We start from the raw sequence: 24,930 nt of genomic DNA, 5'->3' as shown, positions 1-24,930 counted from the left end.
CCCGCGAGCACAATCGTTGGCCGGTCCGGACCGTCACCGACTCCTGGGTGTACCTCCTCGCCGGCGGTGAGGACATTGCCGACGCGAGCGAGGCGTTGGGGAAGATGTCGGTGGAGAAGGACACACTCCTCACCGACACACTGCTGTCCGCCTTCACCTCGGCGCAGGATGTGCACGACGTGAACCTGGCGATCAAGGCGGCGTTCGCCGACGACGAGTTCTCTGAGGGAGAGGTCTGATGGCCCTGCATCTTCCCAAACCCCGCACCACCAAGCCGGCGCAGCAGGCGGTCGGTCTCGACGGCCTCAAGGTCTCCGTCGCCAACGCCGCGACCAGCGGCGTGGAGAAGTCGAAGCAGGTCAAAAGCGGGGGACTGGCCGGACTCACGAGCAAGGTCTCGGTGAAACAGCTGCGCACCGAGCTCGGCAACGAGGGCCTGCGGCAGGCGGCGATCGATGCCGGCCGCACACCACCGTCCGACCGCACACTGCGCCGGTGGGCGCAGCAAGGCCGCATCCCGCACCCGGACGTTCTCGAGCGTGCCCAACGCCGCGCTGCGATCGAACGCCTCGGCGGCATCGACGCCGTCGCCGCGAAGATCGGCCGGTCCCGCTCCGCCGTCTCCCGATACCGGTCCGGGGACACCAACGAGTTGCGGGCCGACGCCAGCAAGAAACTCAAAAACGTCAAGGCCCAGGACATCATGAAACGCGCCGGCGTGCTGCGGCCGGACGGAACCCCGAAAACAGCGGTCATCCGGGTCAGGGGCGGCGTCATGGTCCGCAACGGCGCCGACGAGGGCTACGACTACCGGGTCCGCACCCTGGATTTCGCGAACTCCGACACCCCGTTCACCAGTGACGAGTCCCGCGAACTGGCCGCCGCACTGGCCAACGACGATCACGCCCGGGTCGTCGCCTTGCTGGAGCGGCACGCCACCCTCGACTACCCGGAGAACAAGGGCTTCGACAAGTACAGCGACCAGTTCGGATTCCACTTCGACCACATCGACTCCGTCCACATCGACTGGATCTGATCACGGCCTGGAGCGAATCACGGGGGACGTGACGCTTTCCGCAGTCAGATCGCGAAGCACCGCTGTCGCAGAACGCACTGCTATGTCGGTAAGCGCTGCTATGTCGGAAAGCGCTGCTATGTCGGAAAGCGCTGCTATGTCGGAAAGCACTGCTATCGCAGCAGCTTTGCTATCGAAGCTAGCGGTTCTCGCAACGCTACGGGAGTGCGCGGCGGTGGCCGGGTAGTAGGTGTAGGCGACCCTCGAATGAGGGCGGCGAGGGCGGTTATCCCCATACCCCGTTGAATTCGGCAGCCGGATTCGGGCACCGTATGCACCTCACCCCAACTGGTGCGTGTTCTCGGAGGCTGTGCGTGGCATCCCGGAACCCGCACCGGCGGGGGGAGTGTCCGAGCTCGCCGGTGACAGATGAGGTGCCCATGCCTGCAAGACATTCGAGAGCCCGCAGCCTGGTGGCTTTCGTCGCGTGTGCGACCGTCGCCGGCGGTGGTGTCGCGGTGACCGCCCCCGCGATCGCCCATGCCGACCCCACCGGTTGTGCGGCGACGTTCAACCTGCTGATCCCCGGTACCTGGGAGACCTCCGAGAACGCCGACCCCACCCAGCCTGTCGGGATCCTCGCACCGGTCGCCGACGCCATCACCACGGCCCACGGTGACCGGGCGGAGGTCTACACCCTGCCCTATATGGCCCGCGCGTTCGACAACGGACACACCTACGCCGACAGCAAACTCGACGCCCTCACCAGGGCGACGGCGGTGCTCACCGACGTCGCGGGCAGGTGTAAGAACACGAGGTTCACGATCAGCGGATACTCCCAGGGCGCCGACGCCGCAGGCGATCTTGCATCTGGGATCGGCAACGACACCGGGCCCGTGCCCGCCGACCGTGTCCTGGCCGTCGGCCTGCTCGCCGACCCCGGCGCCGGCACCAAAGGGTCGGCGATTTGTCGGCCCGCGCACCTCCGGTCATGGCATCGCCGATCCACGCCCGAAGGGCATGGGCACGCTCGCCGGCCGGGTTGCCTCGATCTGCGATCCCGGCGACCTGTACTGCTCGATCCGCAAGGGCGACAACCCACTACTGGGCTCGCTCGGGTCGATCCTGTCCAAGGCCCCCAGCGCGCACGGCGACACCAGCAAAAATGGCGACACCGGCAACGCCGGCGGCGACACTCGGCTGGCGACGGCGCTGACCTCGGATTTCTCCGGTGCCGACCTGCCTGCACTGGGCCGGGGTGTCGCCACCCTTGGACAGCAGCTCGCCGAGCCGAACGTCGATGTCGGCGCAGTGGCGGCGACGGCCTCGTCCATCGCCAGCACGCTCGCCCCGCTCGCCGATCTGATCGACTCCGGGACCGCGCACGCCGCCACCGGGGAGCTTGCCGCCGCCCCGGTGGGTAGCCCCGAACGCAGTGCCGCCGAGGTGCTCTCGAAGGCCGGGGCATCCGATCTGTCCGCCGCGCTGAACGCGGTGACGACGATCGCCGACACCGCGGGGAAGCTGGCGGATTCGGGGACGACGACCGTGGTCGCCGCATCCGCGGATGCGGCGCAGCTCTCGGCCGCGGCCATCGCCCTCGGCGGTCAGGTCGCGCCGCTGACATCGGTTCCCGCCGATGCGCTCGGGGCGGCGTCGACCGTGCTGTCGACGCTCAAACCGGCCACGGTCGTCGATCAGATCCTCAACGTCGCCACCGGGGTGACAGCTCTCGACGTGCCCGGCATTCTTCGCAACCTCACCGTGTTACCGCAGAAGGTCGCCGCCCTCGACGCCCACGGTGCACACCAGGTGGCCGGGGAGCTGAACAACCAGTTCGCGCCGCTGGTGAAGATGGCCGCGGCCGTGGATCTGCGCTGGGTCTCCCAGGTGCTCTCGGTCATCCCGGACCCCACCGGCTACACCCAGATCGCCGCGCTGGTGGCGTCGATCCTGGGAGGCGTCGACGTCATCCGGCTGGCCACCCTGGTCGGGCGGATCCAGGAAATCGCCTGGACCGCGGTGGAGAAACTGCTGCCGCCACCCGGACAGGCACCCGACCCGCTCGGCGCCGGGGCCGCGATGGCCGGCCTGCTGCCCGTCGGCCTCGACCTGGCCTCGGTGGCGGTGAACATGCTCTCCGGCAAGGCATCCAAGACCCCACCGGAACTACTCGGCAAGCAGTCAAACGCGGCCACCAGCATCAGTACCCAGGCACAGAACCTCGATCTGCCGGCGCTGACCGGCTCATTGACGACCATGGCCCAGTCACAAGGGGCCGAGGACCTGACCGCCCTGGTCGGCGAAGGACTGAAGGCGGCGAGCTTTTTCACCTCCGGTGCCCACACCAACTACAGCGCGCTGGTCGTCGACAACGCGGGGCGCGACGCGATCACCTGGCTGTCCGACTGGCTGAATATTCAGATCGGACGGTGAGTATGAGCTCCCGCGCCCACAACCCGGCCGCCCGCTGGACCTTCTGCGACCTGTGTCATCACCGCGGCTATCACAGCCGCGGGGACGCCAGAGCGGTCCGCCGCAGGCACCCCGGGGAGAAGGGGCTCGCCGTGTTCGTCTGCCCGCACACCCCGGGACTGTTCCACATCGGGCACCGCCCGGAAGCGTTGAGCAACGGGCAGATCGACCGGCACCTGTTTCGCGTCCAGGCGGTCCGCACCGCGGAAGGTCACCAGCGATGACCGCCCGAAACGCCGTGACAGTCACCGACCTTGCTACCGACCGACACCTTGGCGGAGCGCTTCCGGCCTTTCCCCACCGAACGAAACGCGCAAGCGAACACACTCCGACGTCTCACTGCCCGACCACCCCAGAAAGGGAGCTGTCATGACGATCTGCCGCATTCAGTCGGGCGATCCCGCGTCCCCGGTCATCCTGCACGTCCCACACGCATCCCGGATGATCCCCGACACTGTCCGCACGGGGCTGCTCCCGCCCGATGCCGAACTGGAATCGGAACTGGACGAATCCACCGACACCGCAACCGACCTCATCGCCCAGGGTGCCGCGAACTACGCCACGTCAGGTCGCAGACCATGGCTGGCGATCAACCAGGTCTCCCGACTGGTCATCGACCCCGAACGATTCCCCGGCGAAGGCGAGCCGATGAACACGGTCGGCAGGGGAGCGGTCTACACCTGCACCGGCACCCTGCTGCGACCCGAACCCGCACCCGACACCCGATACCCGATGGACACCTACTTCCATCCCTACGCCACCACCATGTCGGAGCTGGTCGACGACCGGCTCGCCGCCACCGGAGCAGCAGTGATCGGCGTGCACTCCTACCCGCGGTACCCGTCCGGATTCGAAGACCCCACCGGGCCCAGACCTGCGCTCTGCATCGGGACCGACGACTTTCACACCCCGAACCGCTGACCGAGCAGGTACTGGCCGCGTTCGCCGGACTCGACGAGTCAGCTCTCAAAGTCAGACCTGCGAGATGGCCGGCTTCTCGTCCCACCGGACGTTTCGGCGACCGGCTTGTCGGCCCGACGAAACGCTTCCATATGATGAGTGCGTCGGGCGCGTCGGTGTCCGCGAGTCGCGAAACCGGGTCCGGTGATCCAGGTCACCGCTGGTGGAACGGTGGGCGCTCGCCGGCATCCGACCCAAGGACACGCCACATGAGCCGGGAATGCAGACAAGCGCAGTGAGCACAGTGGAACTGGCCCAGTGGAACTCCGAGGAAGCTCTCGCAGAGGCGATGATCCCGATCATCGGCGGCCTGCACCGCAGACGTTCGGTGACCATTCTGCTTCACAGTCGCTCCCTGGTGAACAAGTCGGTCATCAGTATCCTGCGGACCCATCGTTTCGCCCGGCAGATCAGCGGCGACGAACTGTCGGTCGAGGAGACGTTCCCCTTCCTCGAAGCGCTGACTCACCTCGATCTTCGGCCCTCGAAGATCGACCTCGGACTGCTGGTGATGGCCTATCGCGCCAACGGTGACGGAGCATCGGTCCCAGAGTTCGTTGCACGGAGCCTCGCCGACCTGGTCGGCGGCGCCCAGACGAGTCCCGCCCAGCCGCAGGACGTGATCCTGTACGGATTCGGGCGTATCGGTCGCCTCGTCGCTCGACTGCTTATCGAGAAGGCCGGCTCGGGCAATGGGCTGAACCTGCGTGCCGTGGTGGTCCGCAAGGGTGGCAGCGACGATCTGACCAAGCGCGCATCGTTGCTGCGCCGTGACTCCGTCCACGGGCAGTTCAACGGCACGATCAAGGTCGACACCGACAACAACACGCTGATCGCCAACGGCAACGTCATCAAGTTCATTTACAGCAACGACCCGGAGAGCCTCGACTACACCGAGCATGGCATCGACAACGCCATCCTGATCGACAACACCGGAATCTGGCGCGACCGCGACGGACTGTCGAAGCACCTCCGCCCCGGTGTCGCGAAGGTGGTGCTCACCGCGCCCGGCAAGGGAGACGTCCCGAACATCGTGCACGGCGTCAATCACCGCGACCTCGACCCGAACGAGCAGATCGTGTCGTGCGCGTCCTGCACCACCAATGCCATCGTCCCGCCGCTGAAGACCATGGACGACGAATTCGGTGTGTCGCGAGGCCACGTCGAGACCGTGCACTCGTTCACCAACGACCAGAACCTCTTGGACAACTATCACAAGGCCGACCGTCGTGGTCGTTCGGCGCCGTTCAACCTCGTGCTCACCGAGACCGGCGCCGCGTCGGCGGTGGCCAAGGCGCTCCCCGAGCTGAAGGCCAAGATCACTGGCAACTCGATCCGCGTTCCCACTCCGGACGTGTCCGTCGCCATCCTGCACCTTCAGCTGGGTCGTGAGACCACCAGGGAGGAGGTGCTCGAGCATCTCAGCCAGGAGTCGCTCACCGGAGCGCTGAGCCGGAACCTCGACTACACCGCTGCAACCGATGCCGTGTCCAGTGACTTCATCGGTTCGCGCGCCGCGTGCATCGTCGACGCGAACGCGACGATCGTCGACGGCGACACCGCCATCCTCTACGTCTGGTATGACAACGAGTTCGGATACTCGTGCCAGGTGGTGCGCACTGTCCAGTACCTGTCCGGTGTGGAGTACCCCATCTACCCCGCGGTCGACGCCGCTGATGCGATGTCCGTGGGCTGACCGGCGGCACCGTAGGTTCGCGACGCCCGGGGCCGAGCAGTGGCTGCTCTCCCGGGCGTCGTCGCGTATTCGGTGGGCCTCGCCGCTGAAAGCTCATCGTTCGTATGGTTCCCGACGTTGAAATTTTCCGGCACCGAGGGCCCGTCGATGATTGCTTGGATGGAGATCGAGTTGCGGGGGAGCCGCGGACGGCGGTTGCGCCTTGCGTGGACGTAACCGGGTGGAGCTGGCACTGAGCGGAGTCGCGGAAATGGGACATCCTCCCGCGGAATCTCCGAGACAAGTGTCGTGGAAGATCTTGAAATTCCCAGGTGGAGCGGACAAGTGAGTCCGGAACCTACACCATTCCCTGCCCGGCGATCGCGCCCAGTATCTGCGGGCCCGGGGCTACAGCACCCCCGACCTCCACGAGCTGAGCCCTCGTGATGCCGACCTCTACCACGCCCAGATGAGCGCACTGAAGGACAACAACCCGTACGCCGCCTCGGTCTCCGTGTACGACATCGACGAATACCGCCGCATGCGACTGCTGATCACCGACGACGGCAGGGCCGGCGTCGCCCTCAACGGCGATGAGGTGGTCTCCGTCTACGCGCACCGCGACTGCCGTCACCCCCGAGCCGGGCGTGTACTGCTGGAAACAGCGGTCGCACAAGGAGGTCGACGCCTCGACTGCTTTGACACCGTGCTCCCCGACTTGTACACAGCAGGGCCGGGTTCGTCGCGGTTGCCCGGTTGCGCTGGAACGACGACTACGCACCCGACGGCTGGGACTACAGCACCTTCCGGCAATTCAACGGCGGACGGCCCGACGTGGTGTTCATGGCCCACGACCCGAGGGCGGTCGACTCGACCTATCGCCGCGGCGCCGGCGTGTACGTCGACGACTACGACCAGGGTGTGCACGCAGCGCGCACACACTCGGACTTCGGCCAGTGATCCAGTACCGAACGAACGGACGCGCGCTCGAGGTGATGGATCAGTGCATCGCGGTGAACAGGCCGGTGCCGTCGTCGGTTCCGAGGTCGAATGTACCGACGTACGCCTCGGCGCGGAGGTCACAGCAGGTCGTCAACCTGCTCGAGCGCGGTGGTGACCCTTGAACGCGCGGCCTCGGCGAGCCCCCGTACCGGCTGCGGGAGATTGGGCGATTCGACGAGGCCGAGGTGTTCGGCGATGGCGGATACCACGCGCAGGCTTCCATGGGTACGGAACAAGTCCCAGATGGGTTCGAGCCGCTTCGACAGCGCGGTGGCAGTATTCCCGTCGTCGTTTTGAGATGCGCGGGTTAGAGCCAGGCACGGCTTGGGAAGCACCCCGGCAAGCACGCTGTACCAAACGTCGCATCCGCCGTTGAGGCCGGTCGCGGCGACGGCGTCTCCGCTGACACCGATCGTGACCGTCGACGGTATGTGAGATCGGAGGGACTGCACGCGAGAGGCTGCCTCGACAAGGTCAACGGGGACACCGGGAATCTTGATCGATCCGATCTTCGGAAGTTCGGCGATGCGGCCGTGTAGTTCATCGGTGAAGGTGAAGTGGGTGGTACCTGGATTGTCGTAGATGCACAGCGGCACGGACAGTTCACATGTCACCGCTTCGTAGAGGCCGAACACTTCCTCTAGGTCAGTTGTTGGTAGGACATTGGTGCCAGCAGCACCGCGGCGGCGCCGGCATCTTGTGCGTCTTCAGCGAGGGCGCGGACGTGTGCGGTGCGCAGCGACCCGATACCGATCATGACTGGTGTGGTGCCTGCTGCGGCCACGGCGAGCTGTGCGACGCGCTTGCGCTCTTCTCTGGTCAGGTAGGAGTAGCTACCGGTGGACCCGAGGGCGCTGATGGAATCGACCCCCGCGTCAGCCAGCCGCGCGATAATTCCGGAGAATGCGGGCTCGTCGATTTCTGTCTCGTTCATGGGCGTAAGGGGGAAGGCGGACAGTCCGGTGAACATCGGTCGAACCTCACTTCGCTCTGGTGTAGGAGAAAGTATGCAAGGGGTTGGCAGGGATTCCGATCGCCCCGAGGCGACGGAATGTCAGCGCCCGATAGGGGCATCGGCTAACCGCATAAAAGTCACACGGCAATGCGCCCACTATCGTCCCCGGGCCGGGCGGTCGAGTGCGGTGGTCGGGGAGCAACGGACATTCGTAGTCTTCAGTGCTGCTGCGCGAAGAGTGCCTCGACGAGCGCGGTGGCCGATACGGTCTTCGCCGAGGTCTTCGTGGTCGCGTCGGCCGTCGCGGTGTGGCCGGCGAAGTGCACGGTGGCGGTGAAGCGGGGTGCGTGTGCGGGCCCGTCGGTGCGCAACTCCCACTCAGGTGGAGGCTGATGGTTGTTCTGGGCCAGACTCATCAGCCAGGCGATGGGGTTGGAGAGGGCCTTGGACTTCTTCGCCCCGTCCAGGTTCAGCGCGGCCGGAGCGGTCGTCCGGTGCGGTGCCGCGGAGATGGCGGGACCGGAATCCTCCGGCGCCGGTGGGGGAGTCGTTGGCTGCGTGGGTGGTGGCGTGGTGGGCCATGCCGGTTCCGGGGCGGGGTGGTCGGTGCCGGTCAGCTGCGCGCGCAGTGCCGCCCAGAGGGCGGCCTGTTCGGCCGGCTTCTTCGCCGCCGCGGTGGTCCACGGTCCGCGGACGCCGAGGTGGGTGGCGCGGGCCGCGAACAGCGGGTTGTGATCGGCGCCGTTGCGCCGGATCTCCACGTCGGTGGGCGGTTGATCGGGATGAGCCTGCCGCCACACCGACGCCACACTGGGGCCCATCTCCGGGTGCGTGTCGGCGAGGGTGTCCAGGACACGGAGTTGGAGGGGCAGCCAGCTGGGGTCGGCGGCGTCGATCAGGACCGCGACGTCCGGGGCGGTCATCAGGTCGGCATCGACACGGCGGGCGAGCTCGGCGGCGAGTTCGGCCCGAAGCGGCCCGGCGGCTTCGGCTTTGAGGACCTTGTGGAATCGGCGACTGTCCAGGGCGGCGAGATCGGCGGTGGCCTGCTCGGCCACGATGCGGTGGTCGGCGTGTTTGAAGTGATTCTTCTTCGCCTCCCGGGCGGCGCGGGTACGTCGGTTCAGATCCGCGCCGAGGGCGGCCAACTGCTCACCGGTGTAAGGGCCGGGGCAGCGGTCCAGGTGGGCGAAGATGATCCGCTGGTTGATCAGGTCCGCCACCCGCCGCAACGGTGAGGTGACATGGGTGTAAGCGCTCAGCCGAAGACCGTTATGCCCGTGGACCGTCGGATCGTAGCTCGCGGCCCGCAACGTCGACAGCAGCCGCCCACGCAGTTTCGCGAACAGGTCCGGGTCCCCGGCCGCGGCGGCGATCTCGTGCATCAGCTCGTCGGTGCTGCCGGCGACCGGGTTGGGCCGGTGGTTGCGAAACAGGATCGGCAACCCCTGCTCGACGCACCAGAGCGCGACCGCTTCGTTGGTGGCGATCATCATCTCCTGCACGATGACGTAGGCGACGGTCCGCAGTTCGGCGGCGATCGCGACGATGGCTCCGTCCTCGTTGGCTGCCCAGCCGCGGGTGAGGTCGTAGAACGCGAGGGCCCCGCCGTCGCGGCGGGCGGTCAGCAAGGTCTGTGCGGCCGCATCCGCTGCGGCCAGTGGGCGGTGCAGCGGATGTGCCGGGTCGGTCAGGATGCCGGGCACCTCGGCGTGATCGACCGCCACACACCGGCCCGACGGGATCTGTCCGCGGCCGACGGTGACGTCGACCAACTGCCCGTCGGGGGTGAGAGTGCCGGTGACCCGCAAGCTGGTCCGCCGGGAATCGGAGGTCAGAGTGGCAGCCTGCTCGGCCGTCTCGCCGAGCATCGGAATGGTGCGACTGCGCAGGTATCGGGTCTCCGCCCGCAGGAACGCCTGCTCGTCGGCGACCGACCCCAGTTCCACAACGTCGGCGACGCCGGCGATGTGGACCTCGACCGCCCACCCGCCGCCGCCGAGCGGGATGACCGAGAAGGCGTCGTCCCGGTCCCGCGCAGCCGCCGAATCGATCATCAGCAGCGTCGACACGTCGGTGACTGTCGAAGATGTCATGGTCGCCGCACCCCCTTTGGTTCTACAGGCCACCGACGATAACCAATTTCACCAGGTGCCGTCAGCGACGCGCCTATAGGAGCATTACCCGCGAGTCCTGAAAACCGGCGTCAGGTACGGTTTGTTTACCGCGGTAAACAACGGACAAAACGGACATTCTTGATGTCGCAGCCCCGTGTACTGCCCCATCCGGATGGCGCACAGCTTCGAATCGCACAGTGCGCGTCCTGCGGCAAGCGCGGCGGCTTGAGAAGGTGAGATCGGTATGGCTTCTGTCCCTGACCCCACGCCCGACCCTGTCTGGGAACCGCAACGGCGGCCCACGCTGACACCGCGCGAGCTGGAGATCCTCCGCCTGTGGCTGCGTAGTGAATCGAAGGCGGTTGCCGCGTCCGGCCTGGGAATCAGCCTGGGCACGATCAACACCCACCTGATCCGGATCCGAGCGAAGTACGCTGCTGTCGGACGCCCCGTTGCAGATAAGTCCGGCTTGTTGGTCCGGGCGCTGCAGGATGGGCTGGTGTCTCTCGCTGAGCTCTGACGCGGCGGTCCACTGCATTCTCTAACGGTTCAGAGCGTTGCAGAGGGGCTGACCCGTCGGCCTTGTTCAGTGCGGAGGATCTTTGCGGGCGTGGCCGGGAATTCTCGGCGGGCCCTGACGCTGCGTCGTGACTAGTTTCCTGTGCGGACCGGCCGGCGTGCGGTCTAGGGCCTTCAGGGCGTCCCGGATCGCCGGGGCAGGGCTTGGTCGTTGAGCCGTGCTGCCCGGGCATTCTCATGGGCAACTATCGCTTCTTGCCAGTCATGATCGGTCAGAGCGGCGTGGTCGCGGGCGACTGGGGGTAGGACGCCGAGCTGTGCGGCGATCTGCGCCCACGACATGCCCGCCGTAAGGGCCCCGGTCACCGCCCTGGCGAGGAGGTCGTCGGTCCGATCGCCGCTGGCGACGGCAGCCTGGCTGTCAGAGTCCACCGGAAGGTCCAGCCTGGCCCGCTGGATAGACGCGCATTGTTTGATCCATCCCCGTGACTGTATCGGGCGCTTCGGGGGCGCCGACCGGTCAACGGGGCCGTTCTGTCGGCAGGCTGCAGAGACGGTGTACGTCGAGGCGTGCCCATTGCAAGCTGTTCTGTTCGCTTCTTGAACGGTTTCGTGCGCACCCGGACAAGACACCTGGCTACTCGCTGACTGATGATAGTGACATCGCTCACAGCCGGATCCGATCGGCTCACCGACGCCGGATCCCAGCGATGCACCCATGGTGCGGTGCCGCTGCCCGCACTCGACCACCAGGAGACGATCACAATGGCCATTGACTTCACGTTGACCCCACAGCAGCGGGAGCTCCAACATTCGGCCCGCGACTTTGCAGGTAAAACGTTGGTGGACGTTGCCGAGACTATCCGCCACCTGCCGACCGCCGAAGAGCGTTTCCGCGCCACCCGCCCCGTGTACGAGGAGGTCGTCGCACAGGGGTGGCTCCGGAAGGTCATTCCGGCGCCGGTGGGTGGCGAGTGCAACGGGATGGTCGACATGGCGTTGATCGCCGAAGAGTTCTACGCCGTCGACGCGAACGTGTCACTGACGATGTTCGCCTCCCTGCTCGGGCTGCTCCCAGTGCTGGGCGGCGGCGATCCCGACCGGATCCAGCAGACCCTCGCACCCTTCCTGTCCGGCACCGGCACCCCGCTCGCCGCCTTCTGCCACAGCGAGCCCGGCGGGATAGCCAACTTCGACGAGCCGGCACCCGCGGAGGGAACCCGTACGACCGCGGTGCTCGACGGTGATCAGTGGGTGATCAACGGCGCCAAGCAGTGGATCAGCAGCGCCACCGGCTGGGACTCGAAGGGCGCGGACATACTGACGGTGGTGTGCCGCACCGACCCCGACCCGACGGCGCCAGCGGACCGATCCCTCTCCGTCCTGCTCGTGCCGAAACCCGACCACGGCTTCGTCTCCGACGAGAACTTCGAGACGATGGGCCACCGCGGTCATCTCACCCCACGCTTCCACTTCGACAACGTCCGGGTTCCGCGCGAGAACGTCCTCGGCGAGGTCGGCGGCGGCAAGGCATTAGTCGAATCCAGCTTCGCCGGAACCGCCGCCCTGGTAGGGATCTTCGGCGTAGGACTGATGCGGTCGGCCTTCGACTTCGCACTCAATTTCGCTAAGAACGAGCGTCGCGCCGGCCGGGTGCCGATCATCGAACACCACGCCGTCGGCTACGCACTCGCGGACGCGAAGATCGCGCTCGAGACCGCCCGATACCTGAGCTGGAAGGCCTGTCACGCCCTCGACCGCGAGCTGCCCAGCGCCCTCGAACTGTCCGTCCAGGCGAAGGTCTACGGCTCGGAGACCGCGGTCAAGGTCATTACCGACCTCATGCGCGTCGTCGGTATCGACAGCTACAACCACAACCTGCCCCTCGCAGGCCTCCTCCAGGATGCGATCGTGCTGCCGCTCTTCGACGGCGGCAACATGGGAGTTCGCCGACGCCAGCTCCACAACCTGCTCGCCTCACCGGACTACGATCCCCTCGCTACCGTGACCGGCTGATAGGGCACAGCTCGACACGAAGCAACACCGCAAGCCGATCCGCTTACAGCACTGATGTCGTGGCTCGAGCGGTCGTGAATCGGTTGTGGTGCAGCGCAGAATCATCGGCATGGCAGACAATGACATGGACAGTCCTGATCCTCCGTCCACGAAAGCGATCACCGCGCTCCTGCGCGAGGCTCGCTCGCTTTCCCGGCGCGGTGACAAGCTCGGCGGTACCGCCGCAGCGGTGGATGACCCCACGACCCAGCAGCTCGCGGCTGCGGCCTGCACCAGCATGGAGCAGCTCGTGCACCACCTCACGGTGCTCGAACGCCAGCTGCAGCGACGCGAGAAGGCGGCAGTTCGTCGAGATCATTAGCCGCCGTATCCCGATGCTCCACCGGGGCATCGAGCACGGCGCGGCTGCCCCGGTGAGCGCCGTGCTAATCGATCATGAACCAGCCCCGCACCTGTGCCTCGTGGTCGACGTAGCGTTCGCCGGAGACGTCGACGACGACCTTGTCGATGGTGCCGCCGGTGAACGGGAACGGTGCGGTGTAGTCGGCGGTGACCGGGGAGGCGCTGTCGCGTCCCACACAGATCCCGTCGCCGACCAGGCAGAACACTCCGGGTTGGGTGACGATTTCGCTGCTGGCGACCTGTTGGTCGTCGAGGTAAAGGTCGAGGGTGCCGGCGAATCCGGGCATGGTCGGGTCCTCGTTTTTGCCCTTCACCGTGAATTCGGCGGTGCACACGTGCCCGCCCTCGGTGATGTCGCGGTCGGCGGCCACGTCTTCGATCCGGGTGCCGAGCCAGTTGAACGTGTAGCGGAGGCGGTGATCCTTGACGTACAGGCTGTGTCCGCCGGCCACGCCGCCGTGCGCGAAGAGGACACCCTCGGCGTCCGGGGTGTCCACGTGGACTCCGGCCGCGATGGTGAAGGAGCGGCCGGTGATCGGGGCACCCGCGCTTTCGGGGACGTCCGCGCAGTTCGGGTAGTACACATAGCGGTCGCGGGGTTTGCCGGGGTGCGGGCGGTCGGCGAGGACCTGTTCGAGGGCGCTGCGGTCATCGAGCGGGAGGCCGTTGAAGATGCCGGCGTAGTAGAACCAGAGCTCCTTCATCTCGGCGAGGCGGTCCGGTTCGGTGTCGGCGAGGTTGTGCGATTGGGCTCGGTCCTCGTCCAAATGGTAGAGCTCCCAGACGTCGTGGCCGAAGTTGCCCCACCCGGAGATCGGCGGGTGCAGCGAACACGCGAGCCACCCCTCGTGGTACAGGGAACGTTGCCCGAGCATTGCGTAGAACTGGGTCTGTTTCCCCGGCGTCTCGGGGTCGGTCAACGTGGCCGCGAAGCTCTCGCCCTCGATCGGGCTCTGTGTGTAGCCCTTGAGCACCGCGGGCGGTTCGATGCCGAGGAGCTCGTAAATGGTGGGCACGACGTCGACCGCGTGAATGTACTGGTGCAGTGGTTCGGGGCGGGGCGGGGCGCCAGCTTGGCCGGCCAGGAGACCATGCACATGTCGGCGATGCCACCCTCGTACCCGGCCCACCGCTTCCAATAGGGGAACGGGGTGTCGAACGCCCAGGCCCATCCGGTGTTGTAGTGGTTGTACGAGGCGGGGCCGCCGAGTTCGTGCAGGTGTGGCAGCGTCACCTCGGTGGTGTCGGCGACGCCGTTGAAGAACCGCCATTCGTTGAAGGAACCGTTCGGTCCGCCCTCGCCGCTGGCGCCGTTGTCGGAGATCACGATGAGCAGGGTGTTGTCGAGTTGACCTGATTCGGTGAGGAAGTCGATCACCCGGCCGAGCTGATCGTCGGCGTAGGAGATGAATCCGGCGAACACCTCGGCCATCCGGATGAACAGGCGCTGCTCGTCGGCGGAGAGTGAGTCCCACGGGCGGACGGTGTCGAGGATCGGCCAGAGTTGACCGTCCGGTCCGGTGGTGTTCGGCTCCCCGTGGGGGTTGATCGGCGACAGCTCGGTGTCCGCGGGCAGCAGGCCCAGTTCCTTCTGTCGGGCGAGGATCTCGGCGCGGATCGCCTCGTAGCCCTGGTCGAACGTGCCCTTGTATCTGTCGGCCCATTCGGCGGGGACGTGGTGCGGGGCGTGCCCGGCCTGCGGGGCCAGGTACATGAAGAACGGTTTGTCCGGGTCGACGGCTTTGGCGTCGCGGATGAACTCGATCGCCTTGTCGGACAGGTCCTTCGACAGGTGATAGCCGTCCTCGGGGGTTCCGGGAGCCTCGATCGGGTGGTTGTCGTAGACGAGGTCGGGGTACCAGCTGTTCGACTCGCCGCCGAGGAAGCCGTAGAAGCGTTCGAACCCGCGGCCGAGCGGCCACCGGGTCTTGACCGCCGACATGTTGCATTCCTCGCTCGGGGTCAGGTGCCACTTGCCGAGGCAGTAGGTGTTCCAGCCGCGTTCGGCCAAGACCTCGGAGATGAATCCGTTCTCGAAGGGGATGTGCGTCGAGATGCCGGGGAACCCGGAGCTCATTTCGGCGACCGTGGCCATCCCGTTGGAGGTGGCGTTGCGGCCGGTCAGCAGCGAGGCGCGGGTGGGCGAGCACAGCGCGGTGGTGTGGAAGTTCGAGTAGCGCACGCCCGTGTCGGCGATGCGCCGCATGGTGGGGGTCTCGATGGGACCGCCGAAGACGTCCATGCTGCCGTAGCCCACGTCGTCCCACGCGATGATCAACACATTGGGTGCGCCCTCGGGGGCCGGGGCGGGCAGGTACGGCGACCAGTCCGGAACCGAATCTCGAATATCGACGGCGATCTTGCCCTTACGGTTCGTGGCCATGGCGGCACCCCTCCGGTCGACGGCCCGCTGCGCACTTCTCGGCATGCGAAAACCCCACATTGTCATCGTTGTCGGTGCGGCGGCGGGGCGTCTACCCCCGGCGCGCGCAAGCCGCGGCGGGTTTGTTCACCCGCGGCGCAGCAGCGCCGCGCCGCGGCCGCGGCGGGGGCCGGTTGCCGCTGGTTCCCACCCCCGACTTCGGCGATGATTAGACCCATGGCCGATCCGCGCAGCGGGGCTCAGTTCCATCGTCTGCGGACGCCGCGTTCCGCGGCGATCGCGGGCATCGTCTTCGGTGTGCTCTTCGCCACCAGCATCGCCCTGCTCGCCGCGGCGATGCCGGCCACCGCAAGCGCGCCCTGGGTGCGCGGTGGCTCGCAGATCACCACCGCCCTGTTCCTCGCCCCGATCGCGGGCATCGCGTTCCTGTGGTTCATCGGGGTCCTGCGCGACCGGTTCGGGGACCTCGAGGACCGCTTCTTCGCGACCGTCTTCCTGGGCAGTGGGCTGCTGTTTCTCGCCACGACGTTCGTGTCGATGGCGCTCGCAGGCGCTCTGCTCGCCGTCTCCCGGCACGCGAACGCCCCGGAGAACGACATCGTCTACTTCGGGCGGGAGGTGATGCTGCACATCACCAACGTCTACGCCGTGCGGATGGCCGCGGTGTTCATGATCTCCCTGGCCACGATGTGGCTGCGGACAAGGCTGATGCCCGGGCCGTTGGTGATCGCCACGTACCTGCTCGCGCTGGTGCTGCTGGTGGTCGTCAGCTTCAGCCTCTGGGTGGCGCTGGTCTTCCCGGCGTGGGTGCTGGCGGTCAGCGTGTACATCCTCGCCACCGATCACCGGCAACCAACCAAACCGGGCTGAGACCTGCGGTGACAGCCCGGCGATTGGCCGACCTCGCTCCCCGCCGCCGCCGGCGGGCCGCGCTGCGCGCCACGCTCGCCGTCGCCGTCACCTGGACGCTGCTCGGCGGTATCTACTACCTGGTGCCGGCCAGGAACTACCTCGAAGGTGACGCCGCCGTCCGCCTGGTGCTCGGCGGTGCGCTCCTCTGCGGTGTGCTGGTGTGGCATATCCGCCGGATCCTGCGCGCCCCACTGCCCGAGCTCCGTGCGATCGAGGCCCTCGGTGCGGTCACCGCGCTGTTCCTGCTCCTGTTCGCCACCATATATCTGGGGTTGTCCCACACGAGGCCGGTCTCGTTCAACCAGCATCTCGACCACACCCGGGCCCTGTATTTCACCGTCTCGATCTTCTCGACGGTCGGCTTCGGCGACATCGTCCCCGGGACCGACGCGGCCCGCATCCTGGTCAGTGCGCAGATGCTCCTCGATCTGATCCTGCTCGGGGCCGTGGTGAAAATCCTCGTCACCGCTGCCAGGACCGGTCTCGGGCGAGCACATCCGAACCCTCCAGAACCGCCCGCGTAGGCGGGTTTCGCACCCGGTCAGCTCGTGTCACCGAAGCGGGCGTCGCCCGAACACGAACTCACACGAAATGGGCCGACATGGACACTGTCAGATTCTTCGAGCTGGCGACGGAATCGTTCGAAGTGCTCGGTGTCCTGTCGATGGTTCTCGGGTTCCTCTTCGCCTTCGTCCTCGCGGCCCGGACATGGAAGCGAACGGCGGACGGTGGTCGCGCGTTCACCACCCTGCGTCAGTCGCTGGGCGGCGCGATCCTGCTCGGCCTCGAGCTACTGGTCGCCGCGGACATCGTCAAGACCGTCACGTCCGCGCCCTCGCTGACGGACGCCGCGGTCCTCGGGCTGATCGTGCTGATTCGCACGGTGCTGAGTGTGTCCATCGAAATCGAGATCGACGGCGTCGCACCCTGGAGGAAGGCGTTCGTCACCGGCCCGCAGGTCCTCGCACAGGCAACACGCCAATCGACGCGGCACGAACCCGGCCAGCATGGGTGAAGCCCGAGGAGCCCTCGAACCCCCACCGATCCGGCGCGCCACGACCGACCGTGCGCACGCAGCGAACCGCTCGTACCCCGACCCTCGAAGACCCCTCATTCGTCGCCACGGCGCAACCGGTTCACCACCGCCGCCCTGGCCGAGGGCGGGCTCGGAGTGCTTTGGTGGAACAAGAGAGGGGTAAACCCGATCGATCGAGGAGCCGCCATGGCCGAACCGTGCAGAGGTGGCGGCCGGTCACGGCCGGGGTTCCCGCCCCGGGAGAAGGGGTCATGAGCAAAGCCCCCGCTGGCGATGCCTACCGTCATCGACGAATCCTGTACGCCGAACTCGCCCAGGTGCTGTACATCCTTGTCGGGCTGGGTCTGGGGCTGACCGTGCCGAGAATTCGGCGCGGACCCGACCTGCCGGCCCAACAGGTGATCGGCGTCCTGACCACGATCGGGCTCGGTGTGCTCGGCCTGGTCGCCGTCATCTACTCACTGGGAATCCTGGTCGTCCGGTGGGTGGCCTCGAACTACAGCCCACGCCTCACCCAATTCCGCGACACCCCGATCCTGCGGCAGACCTTCGCCTTCACCCTCGGCGTGACCGTCTTCTGCGTCTCCGCGGCCTTCACCATCGGCCCCCGCGCCCGGGTTTCGATGGCCGTCCTGATCACCGCCATCGCTTTGCTGGTCGTGATGGCGGCCCTGCTCCGGACCCTCCAAGTGACCGTGGCAACCGCCATTCAACTCTCGCCCGTCCTGAGCTCCATCGCCGCCCGCGGCCGCGACGTTCTCGACGCCGCATACCCCGCAGCCGCCGGCACCGTGGCCTCACCAGCAGCACCCCTGCCCGAGCCCTGCACCACTCTCACCTGGCCGAACCCGGCGACCGTGCTGCAAAAGATCAAAATCGACCGCCTCGTCGGCGCCGCCCAGGCCGCGAACGCGGTCATCGTCCTGCGAGAAGCCCCGGGCACCACCCTGCAATACGGCATGCCCATCGCCGACATTCACGGGGAACTGGCCCCGTCGGTCGTGCTCGGCGGGCTGGTCGTCGGGAGCGAGCGGACGTTCGAACAAGACCCGCTGTTCGCCTTCCGGCTGCTGACCGACATCGCGCTGCGCGCGCTGCGGCCCAACGACCCCGCAACCACAGTCCAGGCCCTGGACTACCTCGAGGACCTGCTCGGCCGGGCCGCCGCAGCACCGACCGAACCCCGACGCGTCACCGACCGCAACAACGCCTCCCGTCTGGTGATCGCACGACCGAGCTGGGACGACTTCGTCCGGACCAGCCTCGACGACCTCATCCCCGCGGCAGCGACCACACCGAGTGTCCTCATCCGCATCCGACTGCTGCTCGAACGCGTGCGGACCAGGGCCCACCCGGACCGCCACGAGGTGCTCACCCCACGGCTGGCCCGGGTGAACGGCCACCTCACCACACTCCTTCCCCCTCCCGCATGAACCGCCCAGGGGAAGAACCAGAGACGACATGCCACAAGGCGACGCCACACAGCGAGGACATCATGACTGCAAACAGAGCCCGGCTGATTCGGTTCCTCGGCGCCACCCGTGCAGCAGTGGGCGTGGTAGCCCTCGTGCGGCCCCAGCTGGTGTACCGCTGCCTCGGGGTCAGTGCCGGCGCCGACGGCGACACGGTGGCGCGGCTGTTCGCCATCCGCGAGGTCGCGGTGGCCGCGGCGGCCCTGCAACCGGACCCCACGGGACGCCGACTCGGATTGGCCGCGGGGGTGTTGGTCGACTCGGTGGACGTGGTATCAGTGGCGATGGGGAGTCGGCACGGCGTCAGCGCCACCGGTGCGGTGCTCATCGGAGGCGCGGCGGCACTCTACGCGGTCGCCGGTACCTACGCGCTCATCAGCTGAGGACGTAGGCGCATCGGTCTCGGTGCACCAGTTCATGGACGGCATCGACGAGATCGCCACAGCGACACCACGTTCCCCGACATCCGGTGACATCCGGTCGATCAGGGAGCTCGCGAGGCGGCAGGGCACCGTCGTCTCCGTCTTCCGCACGGACATCGCGTCCCAGTAGTGCGGTGGCATTCGATGTGCGAGCCACCCATGCTCCGCGATGAGTGAGGCCAGAACCAACAGCGTCTGACACTCCCGCACGTCCCGGAAGCCGAACCCCCACCGCACACGCCTGCAGCCACCGGGCAACAGCACGTTGCCGCAGCGGTCGAGCTGCACCGCGAAGGCCGGCACACCACAAGCGAACTCGCCGAGCTGTTCAACGTCGCCCGCTCCACGGTCTACCGCGCAGATCCACTGATCCCACCCACAACTCACCGCCGCGGGAGACTGGCCTCGCTACTAAGCGGTTCCCGGTCGCTATAGCAATCCCCGGGGCACACTCGACCCCCATCCGTTCCCGGTGCTCACCCTCGAACCGAAGCCTGCCGCGGGCATATCCGCCCGATTCTCGGCGAGTACTACCGCAACCCCGTGGACGTGCAGTCGCCGGCGGTAGATGCCCCAAATTCGACGGTTTCTGACGCACAGATCCGTGAGACACCGATCGCGGCAGCGAACCGTGTGGGGATCGGCTACGTGCAGCAGGGTCGCTATCACGTGTCCTGTTGGATCGCTACTGTGCCAGGTGTGAGGGAACCGGTGGATCGGCATGTCGACGTTGCACAGCTGTGGCGACTGGCCAGTGACGCGGCCCGGAAGGGCGAGAAGTGGGGGCAGCGCAAGAAGTCGGTGAGCGACGCCATGGTGACCTACTACGCCCAGCTGCGACGTGACAGACGCGGCGCGAAACGGTGGGTCGCCGAGGTCGTTGATCTTCTGGGATATTTCGACCTGTCAGCGGACTGGCGCGCAGTGGAGAACGGCCTGCAGATACTCGACCAAGCTGACGGTGACGTCGCCGGTGCCGGTGCTGAGCTACAGCGGCTGGAGGTCGTGCCGGCTTCCTCGACGAAGAACTCTCTCTTCAAGAGCGCCGCGTAGGGCGGAGTCAGGCGACCCCCTCGTGTTCGCGATCCCTCGTCGAGGACGTCACGCGTCATTGGAAGATCGACCAGGCCGCCGCGAGGTCAGCATTGGAAGATTAGGTTGACCGCGGTGGAATACCGACTTTGCGGTTCCTAGGAACAGCTAAACCAAACGACGTCGTTTCGGCAGCTGGGGAGGAGGACGCCGGGTGTGCCGAGGTCTACAAAGGAAAGATCCCGTTGGTGTTACCTGGGGGTGCACCAACGAGTAGCCACCCAAACCAACCTGGCGCGCGACATCTGCGTTCGGAGAGAGCGGATCACTCCTGATGAGGGGCAGTGCCACGCGCACCCTGAGGAGATCCGCATGAGTGTTCCACGGGCACGGTCGCTGGCGTACTGGGAGCAGCACGTCTCGATCGAAACGCACGACCACATATTCCCGGGCAGGCCCCGAGTGCCGGCCGAGAAACAGGCATCTCTCGCCGACCACTGTCGTTGCACCGGTCACGAGGCCGACACGAGCACCTGAGGGACCGGGCGATAGGCCAGCCTGCAATGACTGTTGTCCTGTGCCAGCGAATCGTCCTTGAGGTGGGTGTCTTGTTCTCTCGGGTCTCCTCGCGTGTGGTGGATTGTTGCGTCCGGCTTGGTTTGGTGCTGGTGCACCACACGATCGCTCGGGATGATGTGCACGTTGCCGACACGCGGCTGCGTTGCCGGGAATGAGGGACGCGGCGGAGTAGCCTCCGGCGTGGAGGGATGCCGATGCGAGCCTTTCGTATCACGTTGCCGTCGGCCGAGCGGTATTGGACCGTGGTCGATGACGAGTACCGGATTGTCGGCGATGTCGACGAGTACTTGCGGCATCTTCGATTCGGGCAAGACGCTGCAGAGAGCACCACCAAGGCCTACGCGGAGTCGCTGACACTGTATCTGCGCTGGTGCGAGCACACACAGCGAGATTGGCGGACCGCGGCCGAACGGCTTGGTGCGTTCGCCACCTGGCTCAGGCACACCCCGATCGATCCGGAGGCTCCGTTGATCGGTCCGGGGCTGCCCGAGGTGCGCGGCCCCGGCCGGATCAATCGGATCTTGGCGGCGGTTCGCGGATTTCTTCGGCACAGTGTCGCCGTCGGCACCGCGCCGCCGGAAGTGCTGGCGATGCTCTTCGAGGTCAGCGACAACCGTCACTTGCCGGTGGAGGCCCGCGGCGAGGACGGCGCACTGCACTACGTGGCCCGTCCACGTCATCGCTTGTCGGAACCGGAGACTGGGGTGGACCGCGCCACCGACGAGGAGGCTCTCGCGTTGCTCGGGGCCTGCCGGTCGGCTCGTGACCGGTTCATCGTGGTCGCGATGGCGCGGGCCGGGTTGCGGCGTGGTGAATTGTGCGGGCTTCGGCGCGAGGACATCCACTTCGTGGCCGACTCGTCGGGCCTGGGTTGCACGATGTCCGGTTCACATCTGCACGTGCGCCGCCGGGTGAATATCAACGGCGCATGGGCGAAGTCCCGCCGCCCCCGGGCGGTTCCGGTCGACGATCTGCTGGTGCTCGCGTACGACACCTACGTCTTCGAACGCGACCGGTGCCGCCCGGCCCGAGAGTGCGACTTCGTCCTGGTCAATCTCTTCCACCCGCCGCTGGGGTCGCCGATGCGGCCCGGCGCGATCAACGAACTGTTGACGGGGTTGTCGCGGCGGGCGCACCTGTCCCGCCGGGTTCACCCGCACCAGTTGCGCCACGGATTTGCCTCCAACGTCCTGGACGCGGGAGGGTCGATCGACGAGGCCCAGCAATTGCTCGGCCACGCCCGCGCCGCCTCGACGCAGGTCTATGCGCATCCTTCCGCGCAACGGCTGCGCGATGCGGTCGAGCGCGTCGCCGCACTCAACCGCGACGGGGTGAGCCGGTGACTGCGGCGCTGTCCACCGTCGGTTCCCCTCGGCCGGCGCGGAAGGCCGAGGGGTTGTGGCCGCGGTTGGACCCCCCGTTCCTGACCGCCGCCGGGTGGGCTCCCGCAACGGAAACTCTGACCCCACCACCAGAGCATCCGCTGTTGGGATTCCGGCCGTGTCGGGTCCGGGGATGCCGAACCGAAGTGCTCTGGCCGGACGGCCTGTGCGCGACCTGCCACCAGGCATTCCTCCGCTCCGACATGGGCATCGAGGCGTTCGCTGCTGCGGGTCCGGTGCGCAGACTGCACCGGGGCGAGGTCATCTGCGGAGTTCGCGGTTGTCCCCGCCCGTGTCGCAACAACCGCCTCAAAATCTGCACGACCCACGAGAATCACCGGAGGAGACTGAACCTGCCGCTGGACGAATTCTTGAAAGATACTGCACCGAAACCCCTCCCAGGATTCGGCCCGTGTCGGGTGACGGTCTGCGACCGGCAGGCACACTGCCGACGCGGGCTCTGCCGGCCACACGATGTTCGGTGGTGGGACCAGGACCGCAAGGGGCTGACCACCGATTTCGAGGTGTGGTGCCGAACAGCGGCCCCGGTCGTGAGCGGCCATGAGGTCATCTTGCGGGGTCTGACCCCGCTGGTGCAGGCAGAGATCCTGTTCGGCCTGCAGCAGCGCTGCGGACGGGATGTGATCACCCACCTCTATCAGCTTCGCGTTTTCGCCCGCAGTCTCCGTAGCCACGGCGTCGCAACGATCGTCGACGTCGATGCCTCGACGCTGCCGCGGCATATCCGGCCGCTCGTGCAGGAGTTGCAGGCAGCGGTGTCGGAGTCGACCACCGGTCCGGATAGTGAGCAGCACAAGGACATTTGGAACATGCGCGTCTTCGGGCACGGCCGAAAACGGCTGGATTTCACCGTTGTCGCCCAACCGTGGCTCCGCAGCGCCGCCAAACACTGGGTCCTCGAGGAACTGCCGCTGCGGCGCGGGCCGAATGTTGTCGCCGCCCTGCGTGACCACGTCAACAGTGTCGCCGCGTTGGGTAACAGCCTGCGGTTGCATCGGCCCGATGACGGCATGGACCCTGCCGCGTTGGGCCGCGCCGACATCGTCGCCTTCCTCAACCGGCTCCGACACCAGGAATCCGCCGGCGACCTCTCCGCCCACCAACGCCGCAAGACTGCCCAGCATGCCGCGCTGGTGCTGCGTGAATGCCGGGCCCTGGGCCTCGCCCGGCCGGGCCGGCCCCTGGCCGGTCTCAGCCAGGAGTTCACCTTCCGCCGCCACGACCTTCCCCCGGTGCCCAAGGACGACGCACCGGGCCGGGCCCTGCCCGATTCAGTCCTCGCTGCGCTTATCGCCGCGCTCGACCGCCTCGAGGCCGCCGGCGGACGCGATATCCGCGTCGCTGTCCAACTGCTCATCGACACCGGTCGCCGACCAGCCGAGATCTGCAACTTGCCGTGGGACTGCCTCGACCAAGACCGGGACGGCAAATACGCGCTGATCTACACCGACTTCAAGAACAACCGCGTCGGCCGACGCCTGCCGATCGGCGACGCCACCGCAGAACTGCTCATCGAACACAAACAGCGTGTGCGCGATCGCTTCCCGGACACACCCCTCGCCGAACTGGCGCTGCTGCCCAGAGCGACCCGCAACCGCGCCGGCACCCAGCCGATCCACGACGACACCCTCGCCTCCGCGCACCGCCGCTGGGTCGACGATCTCGAGCCGCTGCACCGCCCGGACGGCTCGGAGTTCGACAAGTCCGCGGTGTTCCTCTACGCCTACCGACACAGCTTCGCCCAACGGCATGCGGATGCCGGAACACCCGTCGACGTCCTGCGGGAGCTTATGGGGCATCGCTCAATCGCAGTGACTCAGGGCTACTACTCGGTCACCGCCACACGAACCCGGAAGGCCGTCGACGCCCTGGCCGCCGTCCAGTTCAACGGCCGCGGTGAACACGTGTGGAGCCAGGCTCGCCTGCTACTGGAAAGCGAACACCAACGGCTCGCCGTCGGCCAGGTCGCGGTCCCGTTCGGCATCTGCACCGAACCGTCCAACGTGCAGGCCGGAGGCGGCTCCTGTCCGTTCCGGTTCCGGTGCCTGGGCTGCGGTCACTTCCGCTCCGACCCCTCCTACCTGCCCGAGCTGCGGGATTACCTCGACACCCTGCTGCGTGACCGCGAAAGGGTCCGTGCCGCTAGCGAACTCGACGACTGGGCCCGCGACGAGGCGGTGCCGTCGGAAGCCGAGATCACGAGGCTGAGACAGTTGATCCGCCGCGTCCAACACGACCTTGATGCACTCACCGAGGACGAGCGTGGACAGATCGAAGAAGCCGTTCGGGTGGTGCGTCGCACCCGACAGACCGTGCACCTCGGACTACCCACCACCGGGCCGCAAACGCTCGACCCACACCTCGAAACGCACCGATGACCTCGAACTCCACCGAACATCTGATCGCGGCCCGCCGCGGCGACAGCACCCGTCGACGGAAAAGAGTCCTCGACGCGCTTACCCTGGAAGCACCGATTGGTATGAGCGCGTGAGAGTGTCATAAAAGCGAAATGCCCTGTCGTAGTGGAAGAATAAGACTTCTCAAGGGTCAGATTC

At 67.0% G+C, this 24,930-nt stretch carries 24 protein-coding genes and 3 pseudogenes; 21 read left to right on the top strand and 6 right to left on the bottom strand.

Annotation, left to right across the window (positions count from 1 at the left end; genetic code table 11):
- From ACFWAY_RS47450 to ACFWAY_RS47425, 6 genes and pseudogenes are all read left to right on the top strand, one after another.
- Nucleotides 1-239: pseudogene (locus ACFWAY_RS47450) on the top strand (hypothetical protein); the annotation flags it as partial.
- Nucleotides 239-1,036 (top strand): hypothetical protein, encoded by a 798-nt coding sequence (locus tag ACFWAY_RS47445; RefSeq protein ID WP_378515554.1) that lies wholly within the window; start codon nucleotides 239-241, stop codon nucleotides 1,034-1,036. The pseudogene ACFWAY_RS47450 and the gene ACFWAY_RS47445, both read left to right, overlap by 1 nt.
- A 419-nt stretch (nucleotides 1,037-1,455) precedes the next feature.
- A pseudogene (locus tag ACFWAY_RS47440) lies at nucleotides 1,456-3,451 on the top strand (cutinase family protein).
- Between the two features lie 2 nt (nucleotides 3,452-3,453).
- Nucleotides 3,454-3,714 (top strand): hypothetical protein, encoded by a 261-nt coding sequence (locus ACFWAY_RS47435; protein ID WP_378515557.1) that lies wholly within the window; start codon nucleotides 3,454-3,456, stop codon nucleotides 3,712-3,714.
- Nucleotides 3,715-3,859: 145 nt separating this feature from the next.
- Nucleotides 3,860-4,411, top strand: a complete 552-nt coding sequence (locus ACFWAY_RS47430; RefSeq protein WP_378515552.1) for an N-formylglutamate amidohydrolase — start codon at nucleotides 3,860-3,862, stop codon at nucleotides 4,409-4,411.
- Nucleotides 4,412-4,685: 274 nt separating this feature from the next.
- On the top strand, nucleotides 4,686-6,146 hold the full coding sequence (locus tag ACFWAY_RS47425; protein ID WP_378515550.1) for a glyceraldehyde-3-phosphate dehydrogenase: 1,461 nt from the start codon (nucleotides 4,686-4,688) through the stop codon (nucleotides 6,144-6,146).
- A 337-nt stretch (nucleotides 6,147-6,483) separates the two neighbouring features.
- Here the strand turns inward: ACFWAY_RS47425 and ACFWAY_RS47420 are convergent, their stop codons facing one another.
- Nucleotides 6,484-6,744 (bottom strand): hypothetical protein, encoded by a 261-nt coding sequence (locus ACFWAY_RS47420; protein WP_378515548.1) that lies wholly within the window; start codon nucleotides 6,742-6,744, stop codon nucleotides 6,484-6,486.
- A 137-nt stretch (nucleotides 6,745-6,881) separates the two neighbouring features.
- Between ACFWAY_RS47420 and ACFWAY_RS47415 the strand changes: the two genes are divergently transcribed.
- Nucleotides 6,882-7,085: a hypothetical protein gene (locus ACFWAY_RS47415; protein ID WP_378515546.1), complete on the top strand. Its 204-nt coding sequence runs from the start codon at nucleotides 6,882-6,884 to the stop codon at nucleotides 7,083-7,085.
- Between the two features lie 119 nt (nucleotides 7,086-7,204).
- Here the strand turns inward: ACFWAY_RS47415 and ACFWAY_RS47410 are convergent, their stop codons facing one another.
- From ACFWAY_RS47410 to ACFWAY_RS47400, 3 genes are all read right to left on the bottom strand, one after another.
- Entirely contained in the window at nucleotides 7,205-7,762 is a 558-nt protein-coding gene (locus ACFWAY_RS47410; RefSeq protein ID WP_378515545.1) for a dihydrodipicolinate synthase family protein, read from the bottom strand.
- A gap of 5 nt (nucleotides 7,763-7,767) precedes the next feature.
- A complete protein-coding gene (locus ACFWAY_RS47405) occupies nucleotides 7,768-8,061 on the bottom strand; it encodes a dihydrodipicolinate synthase family protein (RefSeq protein ID WP_378515544.1) in 294 nt (97 codons plus the stop codon).
- 239 nt (nucleotides 8,062-8,300) lie between these two features.
- Nucleotides 8,301-10,178, bottom strand: coding sequence for an RNB domain-containing ribonuclease (locus ACFWAY_RS47400; RefSeq protein WP_378515543.1), 1,878 nt, complete (start codon nucleotides 10,176-10,178; stop codon nucleotides 8,301-8,303).
- Nucleotides 10,179-10,443: 265 nt separating this feature from the next.
- Between ACFWAY_RS47400 and ACFWAY_RS47395 the strand changes: the two genes are divergently transcribed.
- Nucleotides 10,444-10,719 carry a LuxR C-terminal-related transcriptional regulator gene (locus ACFWAY_RS47395; protein ID WP_378515542.1) on the top strand — a complete coding sequence of 92 codons (276 nt, stop codon included), beginning with the start codon at nucleotides 10,444-10,446 and terminating at the stop codon, nucleotides 10,717-10,719.
- A gap of 173 nt (nucleotides 10,720-10,892) precedes the next feature.
- On the opposite strand, the gene ACFWAY_RS47390 is transcribed toward ACFWAY_RS47395, so the two are convergent.
- Nucleotides 10,893-11,150: a hypothetical protein gene (locus ACFWAY_RS47390; RefSeq protein WP_378515541.1), complete on the bottom strand. Its 258-nt coding sequence runs from the start codon at nucleotides 11,148-11,150 to the stop codon at nucleotides 10,893-10,895.
- A gap of 219 nt (nucleotides 11,151-11,369) precedes the next feature.
- Here ACFWAY_RS47390 and ACFWAY_RS47385 point away from each other — a divergent pair, with 219 nt between their 5' ends.
- Both ACFWAY_RS47385 and ACFWAY_RS47380 read left to right on the top strand, forming a co-directional pair.
- Complete coding sequence (locus ACFWAY_RS47385; RefSeq protein WP_378515540.1) at nucleotides 11,370-12,734, top strand: acyl-CoA dehydrogenase family protein; 1,365 nt, start codon at nucleotides 11,370-11,372, stop codon at nucleotides 12,732-12,734.
- A 109-nt stretch (nucleotides 12,735-12,843) separates the two neighbouring features.
- Nucleotides 12,844-13,095: a hypothetical protein gene (locus ACFWAY_RS47380; RefSeq protein WP_378515539.1), complete on the top strand. Its 252-nt coding sequence runs from the start codon at nucleotides 12,844-12,846 to the stop codon at nucleotides 13,093-13,095.
- A 64-nt stretch (nucleotides 13,096-13,159) separates the two neighbouring features.
- Here the strand turns inward: ACFWAY_RS47380 and ACFWAY_RS47375 are convergent.
- A pseudogene (locus ACFWAY_RS47375) lies at nucleotides 13,160-15,519 on the bottom strand (sulfatase-like hydrolase/transferase).
- Between the two features lie 216 nt (nucleotides 15,520-15,735).
- Here ACFWAY_RS47375 and ACFWAY_RS47370 point away from each other — a divergent pair.
- From ACFWAY_RS47370 to ACFWAY_RS47320, 11 genes are all read left to right on the top strand, one after another.
- Nucleotides 15,736-16,389, top strand: a complete 654-nt coding sequence (locus tag ACFWAY_RS47370) for a hypothetical protein (protein ID WP_378515538.1) — start codon at nucleotides 15,736-15,738, stop codon at nucleotides 16,387-16,389.
- Nucleotides 16,390-16,397: 8 nt separating this feature from the next.
- Nucleotides 16,398-16,955 carry a potassium channel family protein gene (locus ACFWAY_RS47365; RefSeq protein WP_378515537.1) on the top strand — a complete coding sequence of 186 codons (558 nt, stop codon included), beginning with the start codon at nucleotides 16,398-16,400 and terminating at the stop codon, nucleotides 16,953-16,955.
- A gap of 77 nt (nucleotides 16,956-17,032) precedes the next feature.
- Nucleotides 17,033-17,446 carry a DUF1622 domain-containing protein gene (locus tag ACFWAY_RS47360; protein WP_378515536.1) on the top strand — a complete coding sequence of 138 codons (414 nt, stop codon included), beginning with the start codon at nucleotides 17,033-17,035 and terminating at the stop codon, nucleotides 17,444-17,446.
- Nucleotides 17,447-17,718: 272 nt separating this feature from the next.
- Nucleotides 17,719-18,900 carry a DUF2254 family protein gene (locus ACFWAY_RS47355; protein ID WP_378515535.1) on the top strand — a complete coding sequence of 394 codons (1,182 nt, stop codon included), beginning with the start codon at nucleotides 17,719-17,721 and terminating at the stop codon, nucleotides 18,898-18,900.
- 62 nt (nucleotides 18,901-18,962) lie between these two features.
- The gene (locus ACFWAY_RS47350) at nucleotides 18,963-19,322 is read left to right on the top strand and encodes a hypothetical protein (RefSeq protein WP_378515534.1); all 360 of its coding nucleotides are present in this window, start codon (nucleotides 18,963-18,965) and stop codon (nucleotides 19,320-19,322) included.
- Between the two features lie 34 nt (nucleotides 19,323-19,356).
- A complete protein-coding gene (locus ACFWAY_RS47345) occupies nucleotides 19,357-19,491 on the top strand; it encodes a hypothetical protein (protein ID WP_378515532.1) in 135 nt (44 codons plus the stop codon).
- A 65-nt stretch (nucleotides 19,492-19,556) separates the two neighbouring features.
- Nucleotides 19,557-19,796, top strand: coding sequence for a helix-turn-helix domain-containing protein (locus tag ACFWAY_RS47340; RefSeq protein ID WP_378515555.1), 240 nt, complete (start codon nucleotides 19,557-19,559; stop codon nucleotides 19,794-19,796).
- 264 nt (nucleotides 19,797-20,060) lie between these two features.
- Nucleotides 20,061-20,414: a hypothetical protein gene (locus ACFWAY_RS47335; RefSeq protein ID WP_378515530.1), complete on the top strand. Its 354-nt coding sequence runs from the start codon at nucleotides 20,061-20,063 to the stop codon at nucleotides 20,412-20,414.
- 351 nt (nucleotides 20,415-20,765) lie between these two features.
- The gene (locus ACFWAY_RS47330) at nucleotides 20,766-20,930 is read left to right on the top strand and encodes a hypothetical protein (protein ID WP_378515528.1); all 165 of its coding nucleotides are present in this window, start codon (nucleotides 20,766-20,768) and stop codon (nucleotides 20,928-20,930) included.
- A gap of 236 nt (nucleotides 20,931-21,166) precedes the next feature.
- Nucleotides 21,167-22,315: a tyrosine-type recombinase/integrase gene (locus ACFWAY_RS47325; RefSeq protein WP_378515527.1), complete on the top strand. Its 1,149-nt coding sequence runs from the start codon at nucleotides 21,167-21,169 to the stop codon at nucleotides 22,313-22,315.
- A gap of 590 nt (nucleotides 22,316-22,905) precedes the next feature.
- Nucleotides 22,906-24,753, top strand: coding sequence for a tyrosine-type recombinase/integrase (locus ACFWAY_RS47320; RefSeq protein WP_378515525.1), 1,848 nt, complete (start codon nucleotides 22,906-22,908; stop codon nucleotides 24,751-24,753).
- Nucleotides 24,754-24,930: the final 177 nt, after the last annotated feature.

The sequence above is a fragment of the Rhodococcus sp. NPDC059968 genome, assembly GCF_042738615.1.
Taxonomy (GTDB): domain Bacteria; phylum Actinomycetota; class Actinomycetes; order Mycobacteriales; family Mycobacteriaceae; genus Rhodococcus_F.
This window is presented reverse-complemented; position numbering and strand designations above follow the sequence as displayed.

Coding starts and splice junctions, on each gene's coding strand:
- ACFWAY_RS47445 (WP_378515554.1), top strand. CDS start 239: ATGGCCCTGCATCTTCCCAAACCCCGCACCACCAAGCCGGCGCAGCAG.
- ACFWAY_RS47435 (WP_378515557.1), top strand. CDS start 3,454: ATGAGCTCCCGCGCCCACAACCCGGCCGCCCGCTGGACCTTCTGCGAC.
- ACFWAY_RS47430 (WP_378515552.1), top strand. CDS start 3,860: ATGACGATCTGCCGCATTCAGTCGGGCGATCCCGCGTCCCCGGTCATC.
- ACFWAY_RS47405 (WP_378515544.1), bottom strand. CDS start 8,061: ATGAACGAGACAGAAATCGACGAGCCCGCATTCTCCGGAATTATCGCG.
- ACFWAY_RS47400 (WP_378515543.1), bottom strand. CDS start 10,178: ATGACATCTTCGACAGTCACCGACGTGTCGACGCTGCTGATGATCGAT.
- ACFWAY_RS47395 (WP_378515542.1), top strand. CDS start 10,444: ATGGCTTCTGTCCCTGACCCCACGCCCGACCCTGTCTGGGAACCGCAA.
- ACFWAY_RS47385 (WP_378515540.1), top strand. CDS start 11,370: ATGATAGTGACATCGCTCACAGCCGGATCCGATCGGCTCACCGACGCC.
- ACFWAY_RS47380 (WP_378515539.1), top strand. CDS start 12,844: ATGGCAGACAATGACATGGACAGTCCTGATCCTCCGTCCACGAAAGCG.
- ACFWAY_RS47370 (WP_378515538.1), top strand. CDS start 15,736: ATGGCCGATCCGCGCAGCGGGGCTCAGTTCCATCGTCTGCGGACGCCG.
- ACFWAY_RS47360 (WP_378515536.1), top strand. CDS start 17,033: ATGGACACTGTCAGATTCTTCGAGCTGGCGACGGAATCGTTCGAAGTG.
- ACFWAY_RS47355 (WP_378515535.1), top strand. CDS start 17,719: ATGAGCAAAGCCCCCGCTGGCGATGCCTACCGTCATCGACGAATCCTG.
- ACFWAY_RS47350 (WP_378515534.1), top strand. CDS start 18,963: ATGACTGCAAACAGAGCCCGGCTGATTCGGTTCCTCGGCGCCACCCGT.
- ACFWAY_RS47345 (WP_378515532.1), top strand. CDS start 19,357: ATGGACGGCATCGACGAGATCGCCACAGCGACACCACGTTCCCCGACA.
- ACFWAY_RS47330 (WP_378515528.1), top strand. CDS start 20,766: ATGAGTGTTCCACGGGCACGGTCGCTGGCGTACTGGGAGCAGCACGTC.
- ACFWAY_RS47325 (WP_378515527.1), top strand. CDS start 21,167: ATGCGAGCCTTTCGTATCACGTTGCCGTCGGCCGAGCGGTATTGGACC.